We start from the raw sequence: 24,010 nt of genomic DNA, 5'->3' as shown, positions 1-24,010 counted from the left end.
TATTACTTAGCCCCAAGTAAATTTTCAACGATAAATGCTAATTCTTCTTCCAATGAAATGGGATCATTGAAATAGAAAGAAGAAGAGTCAAATGTAAACACGCGGTCATTTTCCACTGCTGGGATGCCTTTCCAAACATCTGTTTCAGTAAAGGAATTATCGGCTCCTTGTCCATCTCCTAGGAAAATATAATCTCCAGCATATTTTGGTATGACTTCTGAAGATATAGCTAAGTACCCTGGTCCAAATACTTCTTCTTCTACCGCTTTAGGTGCTTTTAAACCAAGTGCTTGATAAATGATTTCTGTTCCGCGTCCCCAGTTCTCACCATACACATACATGTCTTTACCAAATGTCTCAAATACCATAATAGTCGCATCATCACCAATTGCCTCTTTTACTTTCTCACCTTCAGCAGCTGTCTTTTCTTTCCACTCTTCCACCCATGCTTGTGCTTCCTGCTCTTTTCCTAACACCTTACCTATTTCAAGGTGTTGATCTAAATAGCCATATTTTTCATAAGTTAATGTGACGGTTGGCGCGATTTCTTTGTATTTATCTAAATTTTCGTCAGTTGAATATGCAATAATTAAATCTGGTTCTAATTCTAATAATTTCTCTACATTATCTGCTGTAATGACTTCAGAATCTTTCAGTTTATCACCATAAAATTTGTTCGCTTTAGACCACTCATCTATTGCTACTGGCGTAATCCCTAATGATAGAACATTACCAGTGTAAGCCATAGATGCTACTCTTTCAGGATTAGCTGGTAACTCCATTTCTCCATTTTCTGATTTATATGTAAATGTTTCTTTTTCCGTTTCCTTACTGCCTTCACCTGACGATTCATTCCCACCATTTCCGCAAGCTGTTAAAACTAATAATAGAATAAAAAATAAAAATACCAATTGCTTTTTCAAGTTCTCCATCCACCTTTAAAATAATAATCATTCTCAATTATAGTCAAAAAAAGAAGCAAATCATTAAACGACTTGCTCTTGAACTACCATCCTACTATCAATTAAATCATAAGTTAAGCAGATTGGTTTTTGTGTACGTGGATCAATACCAATTTCTGCATCAATATTAAATACTTCTCTTAAAATCTGCTTATTCATAACTTCCTTCGCAGCACCATTTTTAATAATTTTGCCTGCTCTCATAGCAATTAAATAATCAGCAAACCTTGCTGCATGGTTTAAATCATGAATAACCATAACAATTGTTCTATTTTCTAATTGATTAAGCTCTTTTAACAGTTCTAATACTTCCAATTGATGACACATATCTAAATATGTAGTCGGCTCATCTAATAAGATTATATCAGTCTCTTGAGCCAAAGCCATCGCGATCCATACTCTTTGCCGCTGTCCACCAGACAATGCATCTACTTCTCTATCTTTAAATTCTGCAATTCCTGTTACTTGGAGTGCCCAATCTATCACCTGGCGATCTTTTGCTGTTAATCTCCCCATACCCTTTTGATATGGAAATCTTCCATAAGATACTAGCTCTGAAACCGTTAAGCCTTCAGGAGCATCAGGAGATTGAGGAAGAATGGCCATTTTTTGTGCAATCGCTTTTGTCGATTCCTTACTGATTTGCTTACCATCAAGATATACAGACCCAGCTTTGGCTTGGATAATTCTTGCAATCGTCTTTAAGACAGTCGATTTACCACAACCATTCGGCCCAATAATAGCCGTAATCTCACCGTCTGGTATCATCATGTTTAAGTTCTTCACAATCTCTCTATCACCGTATGCAATTCTTAAGTCTTCAGTAAATAATCTAGACAAGGTCATTCACTCCATCCGAACATTTTAGATCATCATCATGTCATTGATAATGATTATCAACTTCAAAGAAAATTTTATCTAATAAAAGCTATCCTGTCAACCATCAATCCGAAAAGTTTTCATTTCCAACATATTTCTTGTTAACCAACCTGTATTCTGCATATATTTTTTAAGGAGAATGCATTTCTCGTTACTGAAGCCTTTCATCCATTCTCTTCACTCATTATGCACTTCGTTAAGGTTAGTAAAAAACAACAAAACTAATCACTTCAACTAAAAAAAACTGTAGACAATCTGCTAATAAATAGAGATTGTCTACAGTCCTTAACTTCCATATAAGCGGGTGAAGGGAATCGAACCCTCATCATCAGCTTGGAAGGCTGAGGTTTTACCACTAAACTACACCCGCAAATACCGGTGGTCGGGGTCGAACCGACACTCCGTGATGGAACACGATTTTGAGTCGTGCGCGTCTGCCAATTCCGCCACACCGGCAAATATTCTTTTATTTAATTATGGTGCCGAGGACCGGAATCGAACCGGTACGGTAGTCACCTACCGCAGGATTTTAAGTCCTGTGCGTCTGCCAGTTCCGCCACCCCGGCATGAGGTGTATAAAAATGAGTGAATATGTATTGGAGGCGGCAACCGGATTTGAACCGGTGGTGAAGGTTTTGCAGACCTCTGCCTTACCACTTGGCTATGCCGCCATCAATATAAATAACTACTTGGAGCGGAAGACGGGATTCGAACCCGCGACCCTCACCTTGGCAAGGTGATGTTCTACCACTGAACTACTTCCGCAGATCTGGCTGGGCTAGCAGGGTTCGAACCTGCGAATGACGGAATCAAAATCCGTTGCCTTACCACTTGGCTATAGCCCATTTGTATATTCTATGCATGAAAGCAAAAAATGTGAATTTAAAATAATGGGGCGGCTGATGGGAATCGAACCCACGAATGTCGGAACCACAATCCGATGCGTTAACCACTTCGCCACAACCGCCATAATTGGCAGGGGTAGTAGGAATCGAACCCACATCAAAGGTTTTGGAGACCTTCGTTTTACCATTAAACTATACCCCTAGATGGTGGAGGGGGGCAGATTCGAACTGCCGAACCCGAAGGAGCGGATTTACAGTCCGCCGCGTTTAGCCACTTCGCTACCCCTCCATAAAAAACAATGCCGGCCAGAGGACTTGAACCCCCAACCTACTGATTACAAGTCAGTTGCTCTACCAATTGAGCTAGGCCGGCAAATGGTGGCTCAGGACGGAATCGAACCGCCGACACAAGGATTTTCAGTCCTTTGCTCTACCGACTGAGCTACTGAGCCAAAACTTATACGTTTTACAATATGTTTTAAATTAATTTGTGTGAATTTATGTAGTGGCGGTCCGGACGGGACTCGAACCCGCGACCTCCTGCGTGACAGGCAGGCATTCTAACCAACTGAACTACCGGACCAAATTGCGGGGGCAGGATTTGAACCTGCGACCTTCGGGTTATGAGCCCGACGAGCTACCGGACTGCTCCACCCCGCGATAATATGAATGGTGGAGGATGACGGGATCGAACCGCCGACCCTCTGCTTGTAAGGCAGATGCTCTCCCAGCTGAGCTAATCCTCCAAAATGGTGACCCCTACGGGATTCGAACCCGTGTTACCGCCGTGAAAGGGCGGTGTCTTAACCGCTTGACCAAGGGGCCAATTTATATGTTTAATGGCGGAGAGCAAGGGATTTGAACCCTTGAGACGGCTATAAACCGCCTACACGATTTCCAATCGTGCTCCTTCGGCCAGCTCGGACAGCTCTCCATTGGCTCCGCAGGTAGGATTCGAACCTACGACCGTTCGGTTAACAGCCGAATGCTCTACCACTGAGCTACTGCGGAATAATTTAATAGTATGTATGCCCGGCAACTTCCTACTCTCACAAGGGGACAGCCCCTAACTACCATCGGCGCTTTAGAAGCTTAACTTCCGTGTTCGGTATGGGAACGGGTGTGACCTTCTCGCTATCGCCACCGGACTTTTTAAAGACATATATTATTATAACGTCTTTAATAAAATTTTCAAGAGAAATTTTAAATCATTCTCTGAAAACTAGGTAATGTTGAAGAAGATTGTTTTGAGTAATCGCCTGAATGCGTGCTGACGCGACTACTTACGTAGTGCTGTCTAGCTGCGGCGGCTTGAAGCCGCCCGCATTTCGTATTGTCCAGCTACAGCGCCTAGGTAGGCGCTTTCGCTTTTCGTTTTTGGTTAAGTCCTCGATCGATTAGTATTAGTCAGCTGCATGTGTCGCCACACTTCCACCTCTAACCTATCAACCTGATCATCTTTCAGGGATCTTACTAGCTTGCGCTATGGGAAATCTCATCTCGAGGGGGGCTTCATGCTTAGATGCTTTCAGCACTTATCCCTTCCGCACATAGCTACCCAGCGATGCCTTTGGCAAGACAACTGGTACACCAGCGGTGCGTCCATCCCGGTCCTCTCGTACTAAGGACAGCTCCTCTCAAATTTCCTGCGCCCACGACGGATAGGGACCGAACTGTCTCACGACGTTCTGAACCCAGCTCGCGTACCGCTTTAATGGGCGAACAGCCCAACCCTTGGGACCGACTACAGCCCCAGGATGCGATGAGCCGACATCGAGGTGCCAAACCTCCCCGTCGATGTGGACTCTTGGGGGAGATAAGCCTGTTATCCCCGGGGTAGCTTTTATCCGTTGAGCGATGGCCCTTCCATGCGGAACCACCGGATCACTAAGCCCGACTTTCGTCCCTGCTCGACTTGTAGGTCTCGCAGTCAAGCTCCCTTGTGCCTTTACACTCTACGAATGATTTCCAACCATTCTGAGGGAACCTTTGGGCGCCTCCGTTACTCTTTAGGAGGCGACCGCCCCAGTCAAACTGCCCACCTGACACTGTCTCCCATCCCGATAAGGGATGTGGGTTAGAATTTCAATACAGCCAGGGTAGTATCCCACCGACGCCTCCACCGAAGCTAGCGCTCCGGCTTCTAAGGCTCCTACCTATCCTGTACAAGCTGTACCAAAATTCAATATCAGGCTACAGTAAAGCTCCACGGGGTCTTTCCGTCCTGTCGCGGGTAACCTGCATCTTCACAGGTACTATAATTTCACCGAGTCTCTCGTTGAGACAGTGCCCAGATCGTTACGCCTTTCGTGCGGGTCGGAACTTACCCGACAAGGAATTTCGCTACCTTAGGACCGTTATAGTTACGGCCGCCGTTTACTGGGGCTTCGATTCAAAGCTTCGCGTGAGCTAACCTCTCCTCTTAACCTTCCAGCACCGGGCAGGCGTCAGCCCCTATACTTCGCCTTGCGGCTTCGCAGAGACCTGTGTTTTTGCTAAACAGTCGCCTGGGCCTATTCACTGCGGCTCATCAAGGCTTTAACACCCTAATGAGCACCCCTTCTCCCGAAGTTACGGGGTCATTTTGCCGAGTTCCTTAACGAGAGTTCTCTCGCTCACCTTAGGATTCTCTCCTCGCCTACCTGTGTCGGTTTGCGGTACGGGCACCTTATTCCTCGCTAGAGGCTTTTCTTGGCAGTGTGGAATCAAGAACTTCGGTACTAAATTTCCCTCGCTATCACAGCTCAAGGTATGTGACCATGGGATTTGCCTCATGGTCCCTCTAACTGCTTAGACGCACATCCAATAGTGCGCTTACCCTATCCTCCTGCGTCCCCCCATCACTCAAACAGAATACGGTGGTACAGGAATATCAACCTGTTGTCCATCGCCTACGCTTTTCAGCCTCGGCTTAGGTCCCGACTAACCCTGAGCGGACGAGCCTTCCTCAGGAAACCTTAGGCATTCGGTGGATGGGATTCTCACCCATCTTTCGCTACTCATACCGGCATTCTCACTTCTAAGCGCTCCACCAGTCCTTACGGTCTAGCTTCAACGCCCTTAGAACGCTCTCCTACCACTGAACATCAACGATGTTCAATCCACAGCTTCGGTGATACGTTTAGCCCCGGTACATTTTCGGCGCGGAGTCACTCGACCAGTGAGCTATTACGCACTCTTTAAATGGTGGCTGCTTCTAAGCCAACATCCTGGTTGTCTAAGCAACTCCACATCCTTTTCCACTTAACGTATACTTTGGGACCTTAGCTGGTGGTCTGGGCTGTTTCCCTCTTGACTACGGATCTTATCACTCGCAGTCTGACTCCCATGGATAAATCTTTGGCATTCGGAGTTTGTCTGAATTCGGTAACCCGATGAGGGCCCCTAGTCCAAACAGTGCTCTACCTCCAAGATTCTTACGCATGAGGCTAGCCCTAAAGCTATTTCGGAGAGAACCAGCTATCTCCAAGTTCGATTGGAATTTCTCCGCTACCCACACCTCATCCCCGCACTTTTCAACGTACGTGGGTTCGGGCCTCCATCCAGTGTTACCTGGACTTCACCCTGGACATGGGTAGATCACCTGGTTTCGGGTCTACGACCACATACTCATTCGCCCTATTCAGACTCGCTTTCGCTACGGCTCCGTCTGTCCAACTTAACCTCGCATGTAATCGTAACTCGCCGGTTCATTCTACAAAAGGCACGCTATCACCCATTAACGGGCTCTAACTACTTGTAGGCACACGGTTTCAGGATCTCTTTCACTCCCCTTCCGGGGTGCTTTTCACCTTTCCCTCACGGTACTGGTTCACTATCGGTCACTAGGGAGTATTTAGCCTTGGGAGATGGTCCTCCCTGCTTCCGACGGGATTTCTCGTGTCCCGCCGTACTCAGGATCCACTCTGGAGGGAACGAAGTTTCAACTACAGGGCTTTTACCTCCTATGGCGGGCCTTTCCAGACCTCTTCGTCTATCTCGTTCCTTTGTAACTCCGTATAGAATGTCCTACAACCCCAAGAGGCAAGCCTCTTGGTTTGGGCTAATCCCGTTTCGCTCGCCGCTACTCAGGGAATCGCGTTTGCTTTCTCTTCCTCCGGGTACTTAGATGTTTCAGTTCCCCGGGTCTGCCTTCCATACCCTATGTATTCAGGTATGGATCCTATCCCATAACGGATAGGGGGTTTCCCCATTCGGAAATCTCCGGATCAAAGCTTACTTACAGCTCCCCGAAGCATATCGGTGTTAGTCCCGTCCTTCATCGGCTCCTAGTGCCAAGGCATTCACCGTGCGCCCTTATTAACTTAACCATTGTTCGGCTTGCGATAAGCTACGCATTTCGGCGTCAGCTCACTCGTCAACATCCTCATGTGCACAAGACGCACACTCCGGTGTTTCCTCGCTCGCTTCCTTGAACTGCTTGCTTCTCACAACCCTCACGGTTGTGTGTTTTTAAAAAAAGTTTAGTATCTCTACTCTATTATATAGAGAGAAAATAACTAAGGTGGCGATTACTCGGTAATCTTCTTCATTACATTATCTAGTTTTCAAAGAACGATTGATGAATGGTAAGCTTTGGTATTCTCGTCAGCTTACGCTTCCTTGAATCCTTCGCTACTTTCACCTTATTTTGAGAGATTATACTCTCAAAACTGAACGAACAGTCTAACATCAAGTTAATTCCGTATATTCCTTAGAAAGGAGGTGATCCAGCCGCACCTTCCGATACGGCTACCTTGTTACGACTTCACCCCAATCATCTGTCCCACCTTAGGCGGCTGGCTCCAAAAGGTTACCCCACCGACTTCGGGTGTTACAAACTCTCGTGGTGTGACGGGCGGTGTGTACAAGGCCCGGGAACGTATTCACCGCGGCATGCTGATCCGCGATTACTAGCGATTCCGGCTTCATGTAGGCGAGTTGCAGCCTACAATCCGAACTGAGAATGGTTTTATGGGATTGGCTAAACCTCGCGGTCTTGCAGCCCTTTGTACCATCCATTGTAGCACGTGTGTAGCCCAGGTCATAAGGGGCATGATGATTTGACGTCATCCCCACCTTCCTCCGGTTTGTCACCGGCAGTCACCTTAGAGTGCCCAACTAAATGCTGGCAACTAAGATCAAGGGTTGCGCTCGTTGCGGGACTTAACCCAACATCTCACGACACGAGCTGACGACAACCATGCACCACCTGTCACTCTGTCCCCCGAAGGGGAAAGTCCTATCTCTAGGATTGTCAGAGGATGTCAAGACCTGGTAAGGTTCTTCGCGTTGCTTCGAATTAAACCACATGCTCCACCGCTTGTGCGGGCCCCCGTCAATTCCTTTGAGTTTCAACCTTGCGGTCGTACTCCCCAGGCGGAGTGCTTAATGCGTTTGCTGCAGCACTAAAGGGCGGAAACCCTCTAACACTTAGCACTCATCGTTTACGGCGTGGACTACCAGGGTATCTAATCCTGTTTGCTCCCCACGCTTTCGCGCCTCAGCGTCAGTTACAGACCAGAAAGTCGCCTTCGCCACTGGTGTTCCTCCAAATCTCTACGCATTTCACCGCTACACTTGGAATTCCACTTTCCTCTTCTGCACTCAAGTTCCCCAGTTTCCAATGACCCTCCACGGTTGAGCCGTGGGCTTTCACATCAGACTTAAGGAACCGCCTGCGCGCGCTTTACGCCCAATAATTCCGGACAACGCTTGCCACCTACGTATTACCGCGGCTGCTGGCACGTAGTTAGCCGTGGCTTTCTGGTTAGGTACCGTCAAGGTACCGGCAGTTACTCCGATACTTGTTCTTCCCTAACAACAGAGTTTTACGATCCGAAAACCTTCATCACTCACGCGGCGTTGCTCCGTCAGACTTTCGTCCATTGCGGAAGATTCCCTACTGCTGCCTCCCGTAGGAGTCTGGGCCGTGTCTCAGTCCCAGTGTGGCCGATCACCCTCTCAGGTCGGCTACGCATCGTCGCCTTGGTGAGCCGTTACCTCACCAACTAGCTAATGCGCCGCGGGCCCATCTGTAAGTGATAGCAGAACCATCTTTCAATCTAATTATATGTATAAATAGATATTATCCGGTATTAGCCCCGGTTTCCCGGAGTTATCCCAGTCTTACAGGCAGGTTGCCCACGTGTTACTCACCCGTCCGCCGCTAATCTTTGGGAGCAAGCTCCCTCAGATTCGCTCGACTTGCATGTATTAGGCACGCCGCCAGCGTTCGTCCTGAGCCAGGATCAAACTCTCCAATAAAGTGTTTGATTAGCTCATTTGCACCTATGGTGCTTTGTTGCTGATAAATCAGCTTTTTAAAATTACGCTTGACGTTTTACGTTCGTTCAGTTTTCAAAGAACAATCTCGTTCGCTTTAGAAGCGACTTTCCAATAATAACACATCTATTATTATGGAGTCAATACTTTTTTAAATCATCCGTCGCGTTAGCTGTTTTTCATACAGTTATTAGCGACGGTTATTAATATATCATCATTTTTCTTCTAGGTCAACCACTTTTTGCTTTTTTAATATAATTTATTACAAACTGTAATATCGGTGTTTAATCCCTTTTCCTTTTGTTTCTTCACTAATCACTTTAATAAACCCTTTATCAATTAAGTATTCTAGTAGAATCACCAAATCCACTGAGTAGTGTCTCAGTTCTTTATGCTGGATGATTTCTTGAATTGTCCAAACTGATTGTTCTGCTAAAACTTCAAGTAAATGGCCAACTCCAGCCTTTGTTCGTGAATGAATTAAAAATTCACTAGCTAAAAATAATAGCTCTAACCTTTTCTCAAGCGGCTCATGACTTTGTACTAACTCTTCATAAAGTTTCATTATTTCTGGTTCCATATGGCGAATTTGATTCCACAATGTTACTTCTGGATGGAAACCATTTTCTATAATTGAAAGCCTTGCTAAATGATGCAAAGAATGAACAACATTATTATAAGCATCGAAATAATTCTGATTTTCAAACAAAGTTTTCCCATCTGTATATCTTCTTATCAGCTTAGCAAACTCTAGTCCCATTTTGAGCTTTCTGTCCTTGAAAGGGAATTCGTTTAATTTATCACGCAAGTTTCCTATATATTCATTGCGATCAAATAAAACCTTCCCACTATAAAGCCAGTCAAAAATCTTCCTATTACTCCCCATAAGTATCCATTGATCCAATTGTTGCTTCGTTATTATTTGCATTGAGGCTTTCTTATCTTCAAATGTGTAATGCTTCACAAAAATAGGCGTATCCGCATTTTCTACGATAATTAATAGTATTGCATCAAACGTATCTCTATTTGAAATTGTCTTTTCATTTCCCTCTACAATTAACACACCTAGTGTATTTAGTTGACTAGCTCTTTCTTGATAAATAGGACGGAGTATATCTTCCATCATAACGCCCCCATAATTTCGTATTAATATATATTAGTTCGACAATTCATCTAAATTTCCTTTGATAAACACCAACAAATAGTGACAATTTTTTTATTTTTTCTTACAATGATATGATATAGTTAGTGTTTAGGAGGGAACAAAATGGCAAAAAAATATTCGAGTAAAATAAATAAAATAAGAACCTTCGCTTTAAGCTTAATATTTGTTGGATTTATTGTCATGTACATAGGTATCTTTTTCAGAACTTCACCATTAATTATGTCTTTATGTATGCTGCTTGGTGTATTATTCATTATTGCTAGTACGGTTATTTACTTGTGGATTGGCATCCTTTCAACTAAAGCAATACAAGTTGTTTGCCCAAATTGTAACAAGCCAACCAAAATATTAGGACGGGTTGATATGTGCATGCATTGTCGTGAACCACTAACGCTCGATCGCTCACTAGAAGGAAAAGATTTTGACGAAAAATATAATCGAAAAGATACTTCATTAAAACAGTAGATTTTCACACGCCAAAAAGGATGTAAATCTTAAAACAAACAATATGTTTACTCATTTGTATAGAAAACTAAACAAAAAAATACAGAGAAAAAGCTGGCAGCAGTACGCTGACAGCTTTAGACATTTTTTAATGCATTTCTTTTTTCTTTGAACACTCTGGACATTCCCCATAAACTTCCATTCTATGGTGACTTACTTTAAAGCCAGTCACATGTGCTGCTAATTGTTCAACTTCATCCAAACCAGGATAATGAAAATCAACAATTTTACCACAACCTTCACAAATGACGTGATAATGTTGTGTTGTTACAAAATCAAATCTGCTGGATGAATCTCCATAGGTTAGTTCTTTTACTAACCCAACCTCACGAAATACTCTTAAATTATTGTAAACTGTAGCCACACTCATATTTGGGAACGTTCCCTCTAATGCTTTGTATATGTCATCAGCTGTTGGGTGCGTCATTGAGTTTATTAAATATTCAAGTATCGCATGACGCTGTGGAGTAATGCGAACCCCTGTATCTTTTAACGTATCCAATGCTTCTTTAAGATGTGTTTGCGCCACCGTCATGCACCTCTCTTCTATTCATTCTTAAATTATAATCTTTATAAATAGTTTACTAATAATTATTGAAAGTTGTCAATAACCGCGTTTCAAGAAGTATGTTTTTCTTATTTTATCATATAGACTAAACTCATCTAATATTCCATCTTTAATAAACTTAACTTTGTTAATACCTTTGTATTTCTCATCCCACAAATCAACAGATCTAACCTGTCATCATAAAAAATTCCGGACTCATTTTAAAAGTCCGGAAAATATATTTGAGGAGGTATGCCCTAGTTTAATCATATTCAAACTAGCTTTACTTGCGTGGACAAAAGCCTTAAATTTTTTAAAATGGGCAAGTTATTATCATGTTATTTAAAAGCCTAACCTTTTCTATCCTGTAAGAAATGCAATGCATCCTCTACATGTCCTTTTACTTTCACTTTTCGCCACTCTTTTATTAGTCTGCCTTCCTCGTCAATCACAAATGTAGAGCGTTCAATCCCCATATATTCTTTACCAAAATTCTTTTTCAACTTCCAAACTCCGTAGCTTTCTGCAACTTCATGATTTTCATCTGCAAGCAAAAGAAATGGTAACCCATGTTTCTCAATAAATTTCTCATGACGTTTAATTGGGTCAGGACTGACACCAATAATGACCGTATTCACATCAGAAAAGTCATTATGCTTATCGCGGAAATCACATGCCTCAGTCGTACAACCAGGTGTCATATCCTTTGGATAAAAATATAATACGACATTTCTCCCGCGAAAATCTTCTAGATTAACAACTTCTCCATTACTTGCTTCTAATGTAAATGCGGGTGCTTTTTCTCCAAGTTCTATACTCATAAATCGTTCACTCCTTAACCACGTTTTTCTTAGACTATAAAAAACAAGAGTGAAATACAAGTAAACACCCTTCTTCTCATTGATTATTCTTATTATCAATATTAAAAACAACTCTTGCGACAAATGCTGTTGGAATGACATAACCTATCAACGCTTCAACCATCGCAACCATACGGCCTAAACCCACAGGGATAACATCTCCATAACCCAATGAAAAAAGAGTAACAGCACTAAAATAAAAACCTGATGCAAGACGATCTAAGAAATTAATACCTCCATAGCTTGTTTCATCTATTAGCACAACATGCCCATTTAAATCGAGAATAATATATATTAACCCAAAAGCAATTAAAATCGTAGCATATAGACAAATTAAATAAAAAAAGTTATCTAATGACACCCATCTTCCCTTCGTTCTTTTAGGGGTTAAGAGGCTTTGCATACTCATAAAAATACATAATGTAACAGTAAAAATAACGAAAAAAAATAGCAAGACTAACCTCACCTCTCTCGTGACGGTATTACCATTATACGTTCAACCTTTTGAGAGTATGACAAGTTGTCTTACTGACTATAGATATGAAAATATTTTGCTTTTAACATATCGATAGCTTACATGTTAAAATATAAAGGGAGATTATATTACTTAAGGAGGAATATTGATGCATTTTATCAATTCCGAACGACTACATAAAGAAGCTGTTGAACACATTGTCGGGGGCGTAAACAGCCCTTCTCGTTCTTATAAAGCGGTTGGTGGAGGATCACCTGTTGCAATGGAGAGAGGCCAAGGTGCTTACTTCTTTGATGTAGATGGGAATCAATATATTGATTATTTAGCAGCCTATGGACCCATTATTACAGGACATGCTCACCCTCATATAACGAAAGCCATTAAAGAAGCTGCCGAAAGAGGAGTACTATTTGGCACACCTACTCCGTATGAAGTAGACTTCGCTAAATTGCTAAAAGAGGCGATGCCTAATTTAGAAAAAGTAAGATTTGTGAATTCCGGTACGGAAGCTGTGATGACAACCATAAGGGTTGCAAGAGCGTATACAGGAAAAGATAAAATAATTAAATTTGCCGGCTGTTATCACGGACATTCAGATCTAGTACTAGTTGCAGCTGGTTCTGGTCCGTCAACCCTTGGTACACCTGATTCTGCCGGGGTACCTCAATCGATTGCAAAAGAAGTAATCACCGTTCCTTTTAATGACATTGATTCATTTAAACAAGCTATGGATAAATGGGGACATGAGATTGCAGGAGTTTTAGTAGAACCGATTGTAGGGAACTTCGGTATTGTCGAGCCCTTACCAGGGTTCTTGGAAGAGGTAAATGAGATAAGTCATGCACATGGTTCACTCGTTATATATGATGAAGTTATTACCGCTTTCCGTTTTCACTATGGAGGTGCACAGGATTTATTAGGTGTGCAACCAGACCTCACAGCATTAGGAAAAATCATTGGCGGCGGCTTACCCATTGGTGCCTACGGTGGAAAAAAAGAGATTATGGAGAGTGTTGCTCCACTAGGTCCCGCCTATCAAGCAGGAACAATGGCAGGAAACCCTGCATCAATCTTAGCTGGAATTGCTTGCTTAGAAGTATTAAAACAACCTGGGGTATATGAATACTTAGATAGATTAGGTGAAAAGCTTGAAGATGGCATCATGAATGCGGCCAAGCAGTTCAATATTTCCATATCAATTAATCGATTAAAAGGGGCATTAACTGTTTATTTTACTGATGAAAAAGTAATCAACTATGAACAAGCAGAAAATACGGACGGTGAGATGTTTGCTAAGTTCTTCAAGCTTATGTTAAATAGAGGCATCAACCTAGCACCTTCCAAATATGAAGCATGGTTTCTTACAATTGCTCATACAGAAGAAGATATTGACGCTACCATTCAAGCAGTCCATGATACTTTCGAAGAATTAGCCAACCAATAAATAAAATATTCATTTTTTATACACAAAAAGAGAGCCAACTAGCTCTCTTTTTCTCTTGATACATACTATGAAAACGTTTACAAATATAGATTCCGCTATACATTTTTATACATTCTCAACCTTTTCCATATCCATAAAAATGTATAAATAATTGATTTCTGAAAATTCATGTGATATGATAATGAAAATATTCTGTATAATTCCTTCGTTACCGAAACACTTTAATGCGTTACCCAGTTAAATAACATTTCAATTAACTTCGCTAGAAATCTTAACAATCTAGCAACCTCAAAAACATTACTAAACTAGGAGGTGAACGGCTTAAGGCATTGCCTCAAAAAGCCGAATACTATGACTCAACAATGGACCCCTTCCCAATTCAAAAATTTTAATAATCAAGAACACGATGCATGTGGGATTGTTTCTTCATTAGAAAAAGAAAAAATTCCAACACGTGAAAATATTTTCAGTTGTATAGATGCATTAGTAACAATGAACCACCGTGCAGGATTTATTAATGGAGAAGGAGATGGCGTCGGGATTCATATCGATATCCCCCGTACACTCTGGAAAGAAAAACTTAAAAATGCTCAAATCGATTCAACAGTTGTTGACACACCCAATTTTGTCGTCGGTCATCTCTTTTTCACTCGTAATGAACAAAGTGAAACCTTCAAAACAGAAGTACGCCAACTTCTTGATGATAAAGGGTTTTCTTTAATTTTCGAATCAGATGAAGTGACAGATTCTTCTGCACTTGGCCCAATAGCGATTCAAGAGAACCCTGTTTTTTGGCAAATTGCATGTATGGTTGATAAAAATGAAACAGATCTGAATCAAGCGATATTAGAAGTTATTGTAGAAGCAGAAAAAAATGAATTTATTCACGTAGCATCCCTTAGTCAGTTTCATGCTGTATATAAAGTAATGGGAGCTGGCGATATTTTACCTAAATACTACCATGACCTAGCAAACCCATTGGTAGCTTCGACTATGACTCTTGGCCATAATCGTTATTCGACTAATACACTCTCAAGCTTTTTTCGTGTGCAACCATTTGCCGTCTTAGGGCATAATGGTGAAATTAATACGATTGCAAAATTACGCGACGAAGCTAGAATGATTAATGTACCACTCGTTAGAGGAGGTAGTGATTCCCAAGATTTAAGCAGAACCATTGAAACACTCATTTGTAGAGATGGCTATTCATTATTTGAAGCGATGGACGTACTCTTCCCTCCAATCATTAACGAAATCAAGTCATACCCTCCGCATTTGCAAGATTTATATACTTATATAAGGGAAGCATGGGGACATTTCGCTCAAGGGCCTGCTGGAATTATCTCAAGATTCGGAGACGAAGCAGTATATAGTGTAGACTCCCTTGGATTAAGACCCCTTTGGATGTTAGAGACTGAAAGTTCTTATTTATTCTCATCTGAACCAGGGATTATTTCATCGAGTGAATATGTAAATGAACCAAAGCCCTTATCTCCTGGTGAAAAAGTTGGCTTCAAATGGAACGGTAATAAACTAGAAAAATATGAACATGAAAACTATCAGGAAGAAACATTTAATCGCTTCTCTTCTCGTGTAAATGTTAAAGATTATAAAGATCGTTTAAGTGCGCCAGTTTTGAATAAAGTAACTACAATGGCTTTCCCTACAAAAATTCATAATGGTCAATATAAAGCGTTTGGTTGGGAAAGAGACCATGTGAACTTAGTAGAACAAATGGCAGAAAAAGGCGCGGAACCTATCCGTTCACTTGGCCATGATGCTCCATTAGCTGCTTTAAATGGTGAGAGAACAAATATCGCTGATTTTATTAAAGAAAGTGTCGCAGTTGTTACGAACCCTGCCATCGATAGAGATAGAGAAACAGAACATTTCTCTACTAGAACAATTATCGGTAAAAGACCGTCGCTCTTTAATAATGAAGAATCAATAGATGTACTTGAATTACAAACACCATTATTAATAGAAGGAAAATTAGGATACGAGTGTGTTAAGGAAATCAATCAGCCTAGCTATGATCAAGTAACTGAATATTATCAAGCACAAAAGAAAATTGCCTATCTTTCTATCACTTTTTCAAAAGATGAAACGATTAAAGAGGCAATTTCACGCTTATCAAAAGAAGCGATTGAATCAGTTAAAGCTGGTAAAACACTTATTGTCTTGAATGATGCTAGTGCTCATCAAGAAGATTCCTACTGGATGGATCCACACTTAGTCGTATCTGCCATTGATCAAGCATTAGTAAAAGAAACAATAAGAAGAGACTGTTCTTTACTTTTACGTTCCGCTTCTATCAGGTCATTACATGATATTATTACAGCTTACGGTTTAGGTGCAGATTTAATTAGCCCATATTATATGTTTGTAACTGTTGCTAACGAAGAAATAACTCCTCTTGTTAACTTATATTCAGCTTTAACAAAAGGGTTGGAAAAGGTAATCTCTACAATCGGTATTCATGAACTAAGAGGATATGGTCGCTTATTCTCAACTATTGGCTTAAACGAAGAAATCGCTGAATATTTAAATATCATCAATTTCTTTGGTTCAGGTGAGCTTAAATACAATATTGGTCACATGAAAGAAGATGCTTTATTAAGAGCCGAAGACTTTATTAACGAGAAAAACAGAATCGGGAAAACCTTCCATCTATTCCCGAGAATTTGGAAAGCAATTGGTGAAGTTGCATCCACAGGTGAATATGATGCTTACCGTGAAAAGATAAGCGAACAAGAAGCTCAGAACCCAACAACCATCCGTCACCTAACTGATTTTAAACAATCAGAAACCAAAATTTCACCAGAGGATGTTAATATTTCTGTTGGAGATCATAACTTACCATTCGTTATTTCTTCTATGTCATTTGGTTCTCAAAATGAAATTGCTTTTAGAGCCTATGCAGAAGGTGCAGAAAGACTAAATATGATTAGTTTAAATGGCGAAGGCGGAGAAATAAAAGATATGCTCGGGAAATACCCTCGTACAAGAGGTCAGCAAGTTGCCTCAGGACGATTTGGAGTAAACGCTGAGCTTCTTAACTCTTCTAACCTCCTTGAGATTAAAATCGGCCAAGGAGCAAAACCAGGTGAAGGTGGACATCTACCAGGCTCTAAAGTAACAGCTAAAATAGCTGAAGCTAGAAATGCAACAATTGGATCTGATTTAATTTCACCTTCAAATAATCATGATATTTATTCTATTGAAGATTTAGCACAAATGATTCATGAATTAAAAACAGCGAACGATAAGGCGAAAGTGTCAGTTAAAGTTCCTGTTGTGCCTAATATTGGAACAATTGCTGTAGGGATCGCTAAAGCTGGTGCGGATATTATCACTTTAAGTGGGTTTGATGGCGGTACAGGTGCAGCTAGAATCCACGCGCTTCAACATGTTGGATTACCAGTTGAAATTGGTGTTAAAGCGGCACACAACGCCTTACTAGAAGCTGGATTAAGAGATTATGTTGAGCTATGGGCAGACGGCGGCTTAAAAAGTGTTAGTGATGTTTTAAAAGTGATGTTACTTGGTGCAAATAGAGTCGGGTTTGGTACTTTATCAATGTTAGCCATTGGTTGTACAACTTGCCGTGGGTGTCATCTAGATACTTGTCATGTTGGAATTGCTACGCAAATTGATTCAGAGGCACAAGCAAAAGAACATGGGTTAAGAAGATTCGTTCCTCGTCAATTTGAATCTGCTGTCCAAGGTTTAGTTAACTTATTTTCTGCTTTCGGTAAAGAACTGCAAGCACTTGCGGGTAGCATCGGTATTCGCAATTTACAAGATGCCATTGGACGTACAGATTTACTTGAACAAATAAAAGGAAAAGAACAATTGAATTTAGACTACTTACTTCGTACATTAGAGATTTCACAGCTCACAAATAATGAACAACCTAAAGAAGTGAGTGAGGCACAATTACAAGTAGCTGTTGGTGCTGAATATCTAGACAAGAGTGTAGAAGAATTACACCAATCGCGTACCTTCTCTAATGTTACTTCAGAGCAAAGGGTGCTTGGTAGTCGTGTATCTTGTCACCGTGTAAGAGGACGCTTAGATGGATCATATAAAACCCTTCCTCCAGTTGACCTCAAATATAATGATGGGTCTATCCCTGGTAACGGATTAGGAGCCTATAACAGTTTCGGCATAAACATCGAAGTAGCAGGCGGTGCACAAGATGGTATTGGTAAAACTTCCTTCGGTGGTCAAATCTTAATTTTTAAATCGAAAGGTAAGAATGGACAGTATTATAATGGATCTGTTGGAAAAGGTTTTGGCTATGGTGCACAAGTGGGACTTCTCGTTGCCCAAGGAAACGCTGATGCAAGAGCTGGTATTCGTCTATCTGGAGCTGATATGATTATCGGTGGACAACTAACAAGTGCAATTCCAGAGAAGGAATTTGGGAAAATCGGTACAAATGCGAATATTAAGGGATTTGCGTTTGAATATATGACAAACGGTCGCGGCCTTGTATTAGGTGATCCGGGCCCATGGATTTGTGCAGGGATGACAGGTGGCGTCGTCTACTTAAGACATCAACCTGAAATGGGATTAACAAAAGCGGCAATTGAAAGAAGAATAGCTAAAGGTGCAAAAGTAAACGTAACCGAGCTTGACCAAAATGGACTAGATGATGTAAAAGAACTATTAGAAAAATATATCAATCTATTGATGGATCAAAACCAAGAAGAAGAAGCAATTGGTTTAAAAGCTCTTTTATCAGATTTAAGTAGTCACTTTTTGCAAGTTGTTCCAGTTAAAGAACAAGCCGATCCTTCTGTTTCAACTGAGTGATATAACATACATTTCTTTTGCTAAGAAATACTAATTTGATTTTGTTTTTCTGCTAAACTTGAGACACGAGGAATTCTAATGATGAATTTCTCGTGTTTCTTTATGAATTTATGTGACTCATTTCACTGGGAGTGCGGAAACAGATTCGGGCTTCAACATTATCGGTTATCCGTTTGTCTTTAAATGCCAATCTGAAGTTAATTGATATTTCGCCTCATTTCTAGCTAATTATTCTCTCTTGCTGGATTTTGATGCGATTCTCTGCTAGTCCAAACAAATTTCTCCCTCTTGCTTGCCTTTTGATGTATTTCTATTTTTTCATTTAGAATTAATCAACTTTAATTTTTTATTAATTTTAACGACTTTTCATATTTGTCTATTGAACTTATACTAATATCCATGTATAGTACATAATTGTTTAATAAAGAAAAAAAACGTATAAAGTAAGAGTGGGTGTTTATCATGACAGCCATACTAATGATTGAGCAGAAAGGATTATTTAAATATGAAGCTTGGCGCCCGCATTCTGAAAACGGGGATCGCAATCATACTATCTTTATTTTTAGCAGAACTTTTTCAACTCCCATCTCCTGTTTTTGCAGGGATTGCAGCTATTTTTGCACTGCAACCAACGATTTATCGTTCTTATTTATCTGTACTTGAACAAATTCAAGGAAATATAATCGGAGCAGTAATCGCGGTATTATTTGTACTATTATTTGGTCATGAAATTCTCATTATCGGTTTAGCAGCAATAGTGGTTATTACGATTAATTTAAAATTAAAACTTGATAACACTATTGGTTTATCACTCGTTACAATGGTAGCGATTATGGTCACACCAGGAGATACCTTTACTGAGTTTGCCATTCTTAGGTTCTCGACAGTTATCCTCGGGATATTTTCTGCATTTATTGTTAATCTGGTGTTTATTCCACCGAAATATGAGAAGAAGTTATATGTAAAGATTTCTAATCTAACCGAAGAAATTACAAAGTGGATTCGCTTAAATATAAGGCATGCCTCTGAACATCATTTATTAAAGAATGATATACGGACCATGCAAGAAGGATTAACAAAGATTGATACGCTTTTTTCTTTATATAAAGAAGAACGTAATTACTTTAAAAAGAAGAACCATTCCAAACCGAGAAAATTAGTCATTTACCGGCAAATGAATGCCGCGAATAAAAAAGCTCTAGATACTTTAACAAAGATGCATCGCTTTGAGAATGATTTAGCAGAAATGCCGGAAGATTTTCAACACCTTATCCAGCAACAATTGGATATTATTACTCATTATCATGAACATGCGGTATTAAAATTTATTGGGAAAGTTCGACCGGAAGTCGTTTTTGAAGAAGGCGATATTACTTTAAGCAGAAAGGAACTTTTCACGCTCTTTTTAGAACAACAACATCTCATTTCAGATGATGGGCAGGTAGAATTAGCTCATACTATGCATATTGTATCTGCAATGATGGATTATAATGAACAAGTGGAACGATTGAATTGCCTTATTAGTAGCTTTCAAAAGTTCCATAAAGAAGACTCTTCTTTAACATTAGATGAAGCCGTTGACGAACAATAATCAATAAGAGGCTACCGGATATAAAATCTCCGATAGCCTCTTTTCCTCTAAATTTTTCTAATTCTTCATCCTCGGATCTAAGGCATCTCTTAATCCATCCCCCATTAAGTTAAAGCCGAGAACTGTTAACATAATGGCTATGCCAGGGAATATCATTGTCCACGGTGCTTGGATAAGTAACACTCTTGCATCTGAAAGCATTTTACCCCATTCCGGATTCGGTGCCTCTGCTCCTAAACCTAAGAACCCTAGAGCTGCTGCTTCAATAATAGCCGTACCAATTGCCAGAGTTCCTTGAACGATAATAGGTGCCATACTATTGGGAAGTACATGCCTAAATAGAATTCGATTATTTTTCATCCCAACTGCCTTCGCGGCTACAATATACTCCTCTTGTTTAACACTTAAAACTTTTGAACGAATTAACCTCCCAAAATTAGGAATATTAATAACAGCTATCGCAATTAATGCATTCTGCAGTGATGGTCCTAAGACGGCCACAATAGCAATTGCCAAAAGAATACTTGGGAAAGCAAGCATTATATCAAAAATCCTAGAGATAATCGTATCGATCCATCTCCCGTAATACCCCGCAATAATCCCTAATAAAGAACCCACAACAGCCGAACCCATTACCGCTAAGAAACCAACCCATAACGATATTCTCGCCCCAAAAATCACTCGCGAAAAAATATCTCTCCCAAAATCATCAGTTCCAAACCAATGTTCCGCTGATGGGGCTTGAAGCCTATTTGCCATATTCTGCTCATTAATGCCCTGTGGCGCAATGAATGGTGCAAAAATCGCTAACAGTATAAAAAATACAACAATCCCTGTACCGACTAAGGCAATTTTGTTTTTCATGAAGCTTTGTAACGCCTCCACCCAAGGCGATTGTACTTTATCTTCATTATTTTTTGGCTGAATAGGTGGTTTATTATTTACTGACACTTCCACGTCTATTCCTCCCTTAACGATAATTAATTCGCGGATCGATTGCAGCGTACAATAAGTCTATGAATAAATTAATCATGACAAATATAAATGCAATCACTAATATTCCAGATTGAATGACAGGATAATCTCTCGCACTAATCGCATCGTAAATATATCTGCCCATACCCGGCCAACTAAATATCGTTTCGGTAAGAATCGCACCACCTAACAATAATCCTGTTTGCAAACCTATCACAGTAAGAACAGGAATCACTGCGTTTTTTAATGAATGCTTGTACACAACCCAAAACATTCTTATTCCTTTAGCTCTTGCTGTTCTAATATAGTCAGATTTCATTACCTCTAACATTGAAGATCTCGTTATTCTAGCAATGATGGCCATTGGAATTGTAGCTAAAGCAAACGCTGGCAATATTAAATGACGTAACACATCAACAAATTGATCAAACCTACCTTGAATCAATGTATCTATTAAATATATATTTGTTATAGATGTAACAGGGTTCCTTACCTCTTCCCTTCCAGATGTCGGTAACCAATCAAGCTGAATAGAGAAGAACCATTGTTCCATCAAACCTAACCAAAAAATAGGTATAGAAACACCGATCAGTGCTAAAATCATCGCTATGTAATCAAACCAAGAATGCTGAAACCATGCACTTATGATACCAGCATTAACCCCTATAAAAATGGCAATTAACATTGCGCAAAAGGATAACTCTAAAGTTGCTGCTAAGTATGGCCAAATTTCCTGATTTATCGCTGTATTGGTTTTGATTGATTCTCCCAAATCACCAGTCAATAAATCTCCCAAATATGTAAAGTACTGAATATACCACGGTTGATCTAACCCGAGCTGTTGCGTTAAGGCCTCTATCGCCTCTTCCGTAGCTAATTGCCCTAATATGATTTGAGCTGGATCACCGGGAATTGCACGAATCATTAGAAAAACAATCAGTGATAAACCTAATAGAACGGGTATTAATGCAATTAACCGCCTAACTGTGTAAGTAAACATCTTCTCACCTCTATTACTACATTATTATCAGATGAATAGAAAAGGGAGTGTGCCACTCCCTTTTTCTATCTCTATTGATTTATTGACTGACCTCCACATGTGAAAGCAAATCAGACCCTGTCGGATGTGGTAGGAAATTCTTAATATTAGATTTCCCAGCTAAAATAGGACGTGAATGTACAAGCGGAATCCATGGTGCATCTTCTTTTATAATTACTTGTGCTTGTTTGTATAACTCATCTCTTTTCGCTTGATCAGTAGTTGCTTGCGCTTCTAATAATAAATCATGTACTTCACTGTTTTTGTAGTAAGTGTAGTTATTTGAACCGATGGCATCTTCATCTAATAATACATACAAGAAGTTATCTGCATCACCATTATCACCTGTCCATCCAAGTAAGAATGAATCAGCTTCTCCATTATTAGCTTTTTCTAAATATGTTCCCCATTCATATGAAACAATCTTAGCTTTAACGCCAATTTCAGCAAAATCAGCTTGTAGGGCTTCAGCTATTTTTTGGCCGTCCGGCATATATGGTCTTGGAACTGGCATTGCCCATAATTCCATCTCAAATCCGTCTTCATATCCAGCTTCCTTAAGTAATTCTTTTGCTTTTTCTGGATCGTATGGATAGTCTTCAATTTCATCATTATAACCAGAGATTACCGGTGGCATTGGATTTACAGCTGGGTCCGCTGCGCCAGCATAGAATGCATCGATGATTTCTTCTTTATTCACCGCATGGTTAAGTGCTTGACGGACTAACTTTTCCTGTAAAGGACCTCTCGTATTCGTTAATCCAACATAAGCAACATTCATTGTCGGTCTCTCAAATGTTTGTAGGTCTGGATTATCTTCAATTTGTTGGACGTCGCTGAAATTCACACCATCAATTAAATCAACTTCTCCTGAAGCTAAAGCATTTAGTCTTGCAGAGTTCTCAGGAATAGATCTGAAAATGACTGAGTCTAATTTTGGTAAACCTTCATCCCAATACTCTTCATTTTTTACGATTGTGATTCTGTCATTTCTTTTCCATTCTTGAAATTTAAATGGACCCGTTCCAACTGGGTTTTCAAGGAATTTATCACCATGCTCTTCAATGGCTGTTGGACTGGCGATACCAAATGGTGACATCGCTAAGTTTTTATAGAACGGTGCAATTGCTGTATTTAACTTGACTTCAACCGTATAATCATCAACTGCTGTTACACTATCAACCTTATCTCCAAATTGAGAATTGTAATAATAGAATTGTTCTTTATTCCCTGCCATCCAACGTTCGAAGTTGAATACGACAGCTTCCGCATTAAAATCTGTTCCATCATGGAACTTAACTCCTTCACGTAGTTTAAGTGTCTGAGTCAACCCATCTTCACTTGTTTCCCAATCTGTTGCTAGACCAGGATGAAGCTCCGTATCTTGCTCACCAAATTCAACAAGCGTTTCAAAAATATTTTTCGTTACTTTAAAAGCTTCACCTTCAGTTGTAATTGCTGGGTCAAGAGAAGTTGAATCTCCTCCTCGACCAAAAACAAGTGTTCCTCCAGTGCTCCCTTCATCTGCTTCTCCGCCTTCATCTCCATTATCACCTGAAGTAGAACTATTACATCCAGCAAAAATAAGCGTACTAACCATTAATACAATAAGTAGCCAAAAACTTTTCTTTTTCTTCAT

General features: G+C 40.4%; 13 protein-coding genes, 17 tRNA genes and 3 rRNA genes. 4 read left to right on the top strand and 29 right to left on the bottom strand.

The genetic code is table 11. The annotated features are described in order from the left end of the window. Nucleotides 1–2: 2 nt before the first annotated feature. From MKX83_RS08045 to MKX83_RS07935, 23 genes are all read right to left on the bottom strand, one after another. Nucleotides 3–923 (bottom strand): iron-hydroxamate ABC transporter substrate-binding protein, encoded by a 921-nt coding sequence (locus tag MKX83_RS08045; RefSeq protein WP_307318270.1) that lies wholly within the window; start codon nt 921–923, stop codon nt 3–5. Between the two features lie 63 nt (nt 924–986). Beyond that, on the bottom strand, nt 987–1,802 hold the full coding sequence (locus tag MKX83_RS08040) for an ABC transporter ATP-binding protein (RefSeq protein WP_095369988.1): 816 nt from the start codon (nt 1,800–1,802) through the stop codon (nt 987–989). Between the two features lie 338 nt (nt 1,803–2,140). Continuing rightward, nucleotides 2,141–2,211, bottom strand: a tRNA-Gly gene (locus MKX83_RS08035). Nucleotides 2,212–2,214: 3 nt separating this feature from the next. Further along, a tRNA-Leu gene (locus tag MKX83_RS08030) sits at nt 2,215–2,297 on the bottom strand. Nucleotides 2,298–2,318: 21 nt separating this feature from the next. Next, a tRNA-Leu gene (locus tag MKX83_RS08025) sits at nt 2,319–2,407 on the bottom strand. A 31-nt stretch (nt 2,408–2,438) separates the two neighbouring features. Further along, a tRNA-Cys gene (locus MKX83_RS08020) sits at nt 2,439–2,512 on the bottom strand. 19 nt (nt 2,513–2,531) lie between these two features. After that, nucleotides 2,532–2,606 (bottom strand) — tRNA-Gly (locus MKX83_RS08015). 5 nt (nt 2,607–2,611) lie between these two features. Continuing rightward, nucleotides 2,612–2,686, bottom strand: a tRNA-Gln gene (locus tag MKX83_RS08010). A gap of 46 nt (nt 2,687–2,732) precedes the next feature. Further along, nucleotides 2,733–2,808: transfer RNA gene (locus MKX83_RS08005), tRNA-His, on the bottom strand. 6 nt (nt 2,809–2,814) lie between these two features. Then, a tRNA-Trp gene (locus tag MKX83_RS08000) sits at nt 2,815–2,888 on the bottom strand. A gap of 3 nt (nt 2,889–2,891) precedes the next feature. Continuing rightward, nucleotides 2,892–2,975: transfer RNA gene (locus tag MKX83_RS07995), tRNA-Tyr, on the bottom strand. 11 nt (nt 2,976–2,986) lie between these two features. After that, nucleotides 2,987–3,059, bottom strand: a tRNA-Thr gene (locus MKX83_RS07990). Nucleotides 3,060–3,062: 3 nt separating this feature from the next. Next, nucleotides 3,063–3,138 (bottom strand) — tRNA-Phe (locus tag MKX83_RS07985). Nucleotides 3,139–3,192: 54 nt separating this feature from the next. Further along, nucleotides 3,193–3,269 (bottom strand) — tRNA-Asp (locus MKX83_RS07980). A gap of 3 nt (nt 3,270–3,272) precedes the next feature. Beyond that, nucleotides 3,273–3,346: transfer RNA gene (locus tag MKX83_RS07975), tRNA-Met, on the bottom strand. 10 nt (nt 3,347–3,356) lie between these two features. Then, nucleotides 3,357–3,432 (bottom strand) — tRNA-Val (locus MKX83_RS07970). A gap of 4 nt (nt 3,433–3,436) precedes the next feature. Beyond that, nucleotides 3,437–3,511 (bottom strand) — tRNA-Glu (locus MKX83_RS07965). 15 nt (nt 3,512–3,526) lie between these two features. Then, nucleotides 3,527–3,620, bottom strand: a tRNA-Ser gene (locus MKX83_RS07960). 2 nt (nt 3,621–3,622) lie between these two features. Continuing rightward, nucleotides 3,623–3,697 (bottom strand) — tRNA-Asn (locus MKX83_RS07955). Between the two features lie 19 nt (nt 3,698–3,716). After that, nucleotides 3,717–3,834 (bottom strand): 5S ribosomal RNA (rrf, locus tag MKX83_RS07950). Between the two features lie 229 nt (nt 3,835–4,063). Further along, nucleotides 4,064–6,996, bottom strand: a 23S ribosomal RNA gene (locus tag MKX83_RS07945). Nucleotides 6,997–7,383: 387 nt separating this feature from the next. Next, a 16S ribosomal RNA gene (locus tag MKX83_RS07940) occupies nt 7,384–8,932 on the bottom strand. The 16S, 23S and 5S rRNA genes sit together here with 17 tRNA genes alongside, the layout of an rRNA operon. 280 nt (nt 8,933–9,212) lie before the next feature. Further along, on the bottom strand, nt 9,213–10,073 hold the full coding sequence (locus tag MKX83_RS07935; RefSeq protein WP_251163047.1) for a nucleotidyltransferase-like protein: 861 nt from the start codon (nt 10,071–10,073) through the stop codon (nt 9,213–9,215). 144 nt (nt 10,074–10,217) lie between these two features. Here MKX83_RS07935 and MKX83_RS07930 point away from each other — a divergent pair, with 144 nt between their 5' ends. Beyond that, a complete protein-coding gene (locus MKX83_RS07930) occupies nt 10,218–10,580 on the top strand; it encodes a YgzB family protein (protein ID WP_095369990.1) in 363 nt (120 codons plus the stop codon). Nucleotides 10,581–10,707: 127 nt separating this feature from the next. On the opposite strand, the gene perR is transcribed toward MKX83_RS07930, so the two are convergent. The 3 genes from perR to MKX83_RS07915 form a co-directional block, all read right to left on the bottom strand. Further along, on the bottom strand, nt 10,708–11,148 hold the full coding sequence (gene perR, locus MKX83_RS07925) for a peroxide-responsive transcriptional repressor PerR (protein WP_180317040.1): 441 nt from the start codon (nt 11,146–11,148) through the stop codon (nt 10,708–10,710). Nucleotides 11,149–11,516: 368 nt separating this feature from the next. After that, a complete protein-coding gene (gene bcp, locus MKX83_RS07920) occupies nt 11,517–11,987 on the bottom strand; it encodes a thioredoxin-dependent thiol peroxidase (protein ID WP_095369992.1) in 471 nt (156 codons plus the stop codon). Nucleotides 11,988–12,063: 76 nt separating this feature from the next. Next, nucleotides 12,064–12,480: an ion channel gene (locus MKX83_RS07915; RefSeq protein ID WP_341054940.1), complete on the bottom strand. Its 417-nt coding sequence runs from the start codon at nt 12,478–12,480 to the stop codon at nt 12,064–12,066. A 169-nt stretch (nt 12,481–12,649) separates the two neighbouring features. Between MKX83_RS07915 and MKX83_RS07910 the strand changes: the two genes are divergently transcribed. The 3 genes from MKX83_RS07910 to MKX83_RS07900 all read left to right on the top strand — a co-directional run bounded on the left by MKX83_RS07910 (nt 12,650) and on the right by MKX83_RS07900 (nt 20,357). Beyond that, nucleotides 12,650–13,945, top strand: coding sequence for a glutamate-1-semialdehyde 2,1-aminomutase (locus MKX83_RS07910; RefSeq protein WP_341050371.1), 1,296 nt, complete (start codon nt 12,650–12,652; stop codon nt 13,943–13,945). 351 nt (nt 13,946–14,296) lie between these two features. Next, nucleotides 14,297–18,766 (top strand): glutamate synthase-related protein, encoded by a 4,470-nt coding sequence (locus MKX83_RS07905; protein ID WP_341054938.1) that lies wholly within the window; start codon nt 14,297–14,299, stop codon nt 18,764–18,766. 505 nt (nt 18,767–19,271) lie between these two features. After that, nucleotides 19,272–20,357, top strand: coding sequence for an FUSC family protein (locus MKX83_RS07900; RefSeq protein WP_307317977.1), 1,086 nt, complete (start codon nt 19,272–19,274; stop codon nt 20,355–20,357). 57 nt (nt 20,358–20,414) lie between these two features. Here MKX83_RS07900 and nikC read toward each other — a convergent pair whose 3' ends face one another. The 3 genes from nikC to MKX83_RS07885 all read right to left on the bottom strand — a co-directional run bounded on the left by nikC (nt 20,415) and on the right by MKX83_RS07885 (nt 24,010). After that, nucleotides 20,415–21,308: a nickel transporter permease gene (nikC, locus tag MKX83_RS07895; protein WP_233435343.1), complete on the bottom strand. Its 894-nt coding sequence runs from the start codon at nt 21,306–21,308 to the stop codon at nt 20,415–20,417. 19 nt (nt 21,309–21,327) lie between these two features. Then, nucleotides 21,328–22,332 carry an ABC transporter permease gene (locus MKX83_RS07890; protein WP_095369997.1) on the bottom strand — a complete coding sequence of 335 codons (1,005 nt, stop codon included), beginning with the start codon at nt 22,330–22,332 and terminating at the stop codon, nt 21,328–21,330. A gap of 79 nt (nt 22,333–22,411) precedes the next feature. After that, nucleotides 22,412–24,010, bottom strand: a complete 1,599-nt coding sequence (locus MKX83_RS07885; RefSeq protein ID WP_095369998.1) for an ABC transporter substrate-binding protein — start codon at nt 24,008–24,010, stop codon at nt 22,412–22,414.

The sequence above is a fragment of the Cytobacillus sp. FSL M8-0252 genome (assembly GCF_038007345.1).
GTDB classification, from domain to species: Bacteria; Bacillota; Bacilli; order Bacillales; family Cytobacillaceae; genus Cytobacillus; species Cytobacillus kochii.
This window is presented reverse-complemented; position numbering and strand designations above follow the sequence as displayed.

Coding starts and splice junctions, on each gene's coding strand:
- MKX83_RS07935 (WP_251163047.1), bottom strand. CDS start 10,073: ATGGAAGATATACTCCGTCCTATTTATCAAGAAAGAGCTAGTCAACTA.
- MKX83_RS07930 (WP_095369990.1), top strand. CDS start 10,218: ATGGCAAAAAAATATTCGAGTAAAATAAATAAAATAAGAACCTTCGCT.
- bcp (WP_095369992.1), bottom strand. CDS start 11,987: ATGAGTATAGAACTTGGAGAAAAAGCACCCGCATTTACATTAGAAGCA.
- MKX83_RS07910 (WP_341050371.1), top strand. CDS start 12,650: ATGCATTTTATCAATTCCGAACGACTACATAAAGAAGCTGTTGAACAC.
- MKX83_RS07905 (WP_341054938.1), top strand. CDS start 14,297: ATGACTCAACAATGGACCCCTTCCCAATTCAAAAATTTTAATAATCAA.
- MKX83_RS07900 (WP_307317977.1), top strand. CDS start 19,272: ATGAAGCTTGGCGCCCGCATTCTGAAAACGGGGATCGCAATCATACTA.
- MKX83_RS07890 (WP_095369997.1), bottom strand. CDS start 22,332: ATGTTTACTTACACAGTTAGGCGGTTAATTGCATTAATACCCGTTCTA.
- MKX83_RS07885 (WP_095369998.1), bottom strand. CDS start 24,010: ATGAAGAAAAAGAAAAGTTTTTGGCTACTTATTGTATTAATGGTTAGT.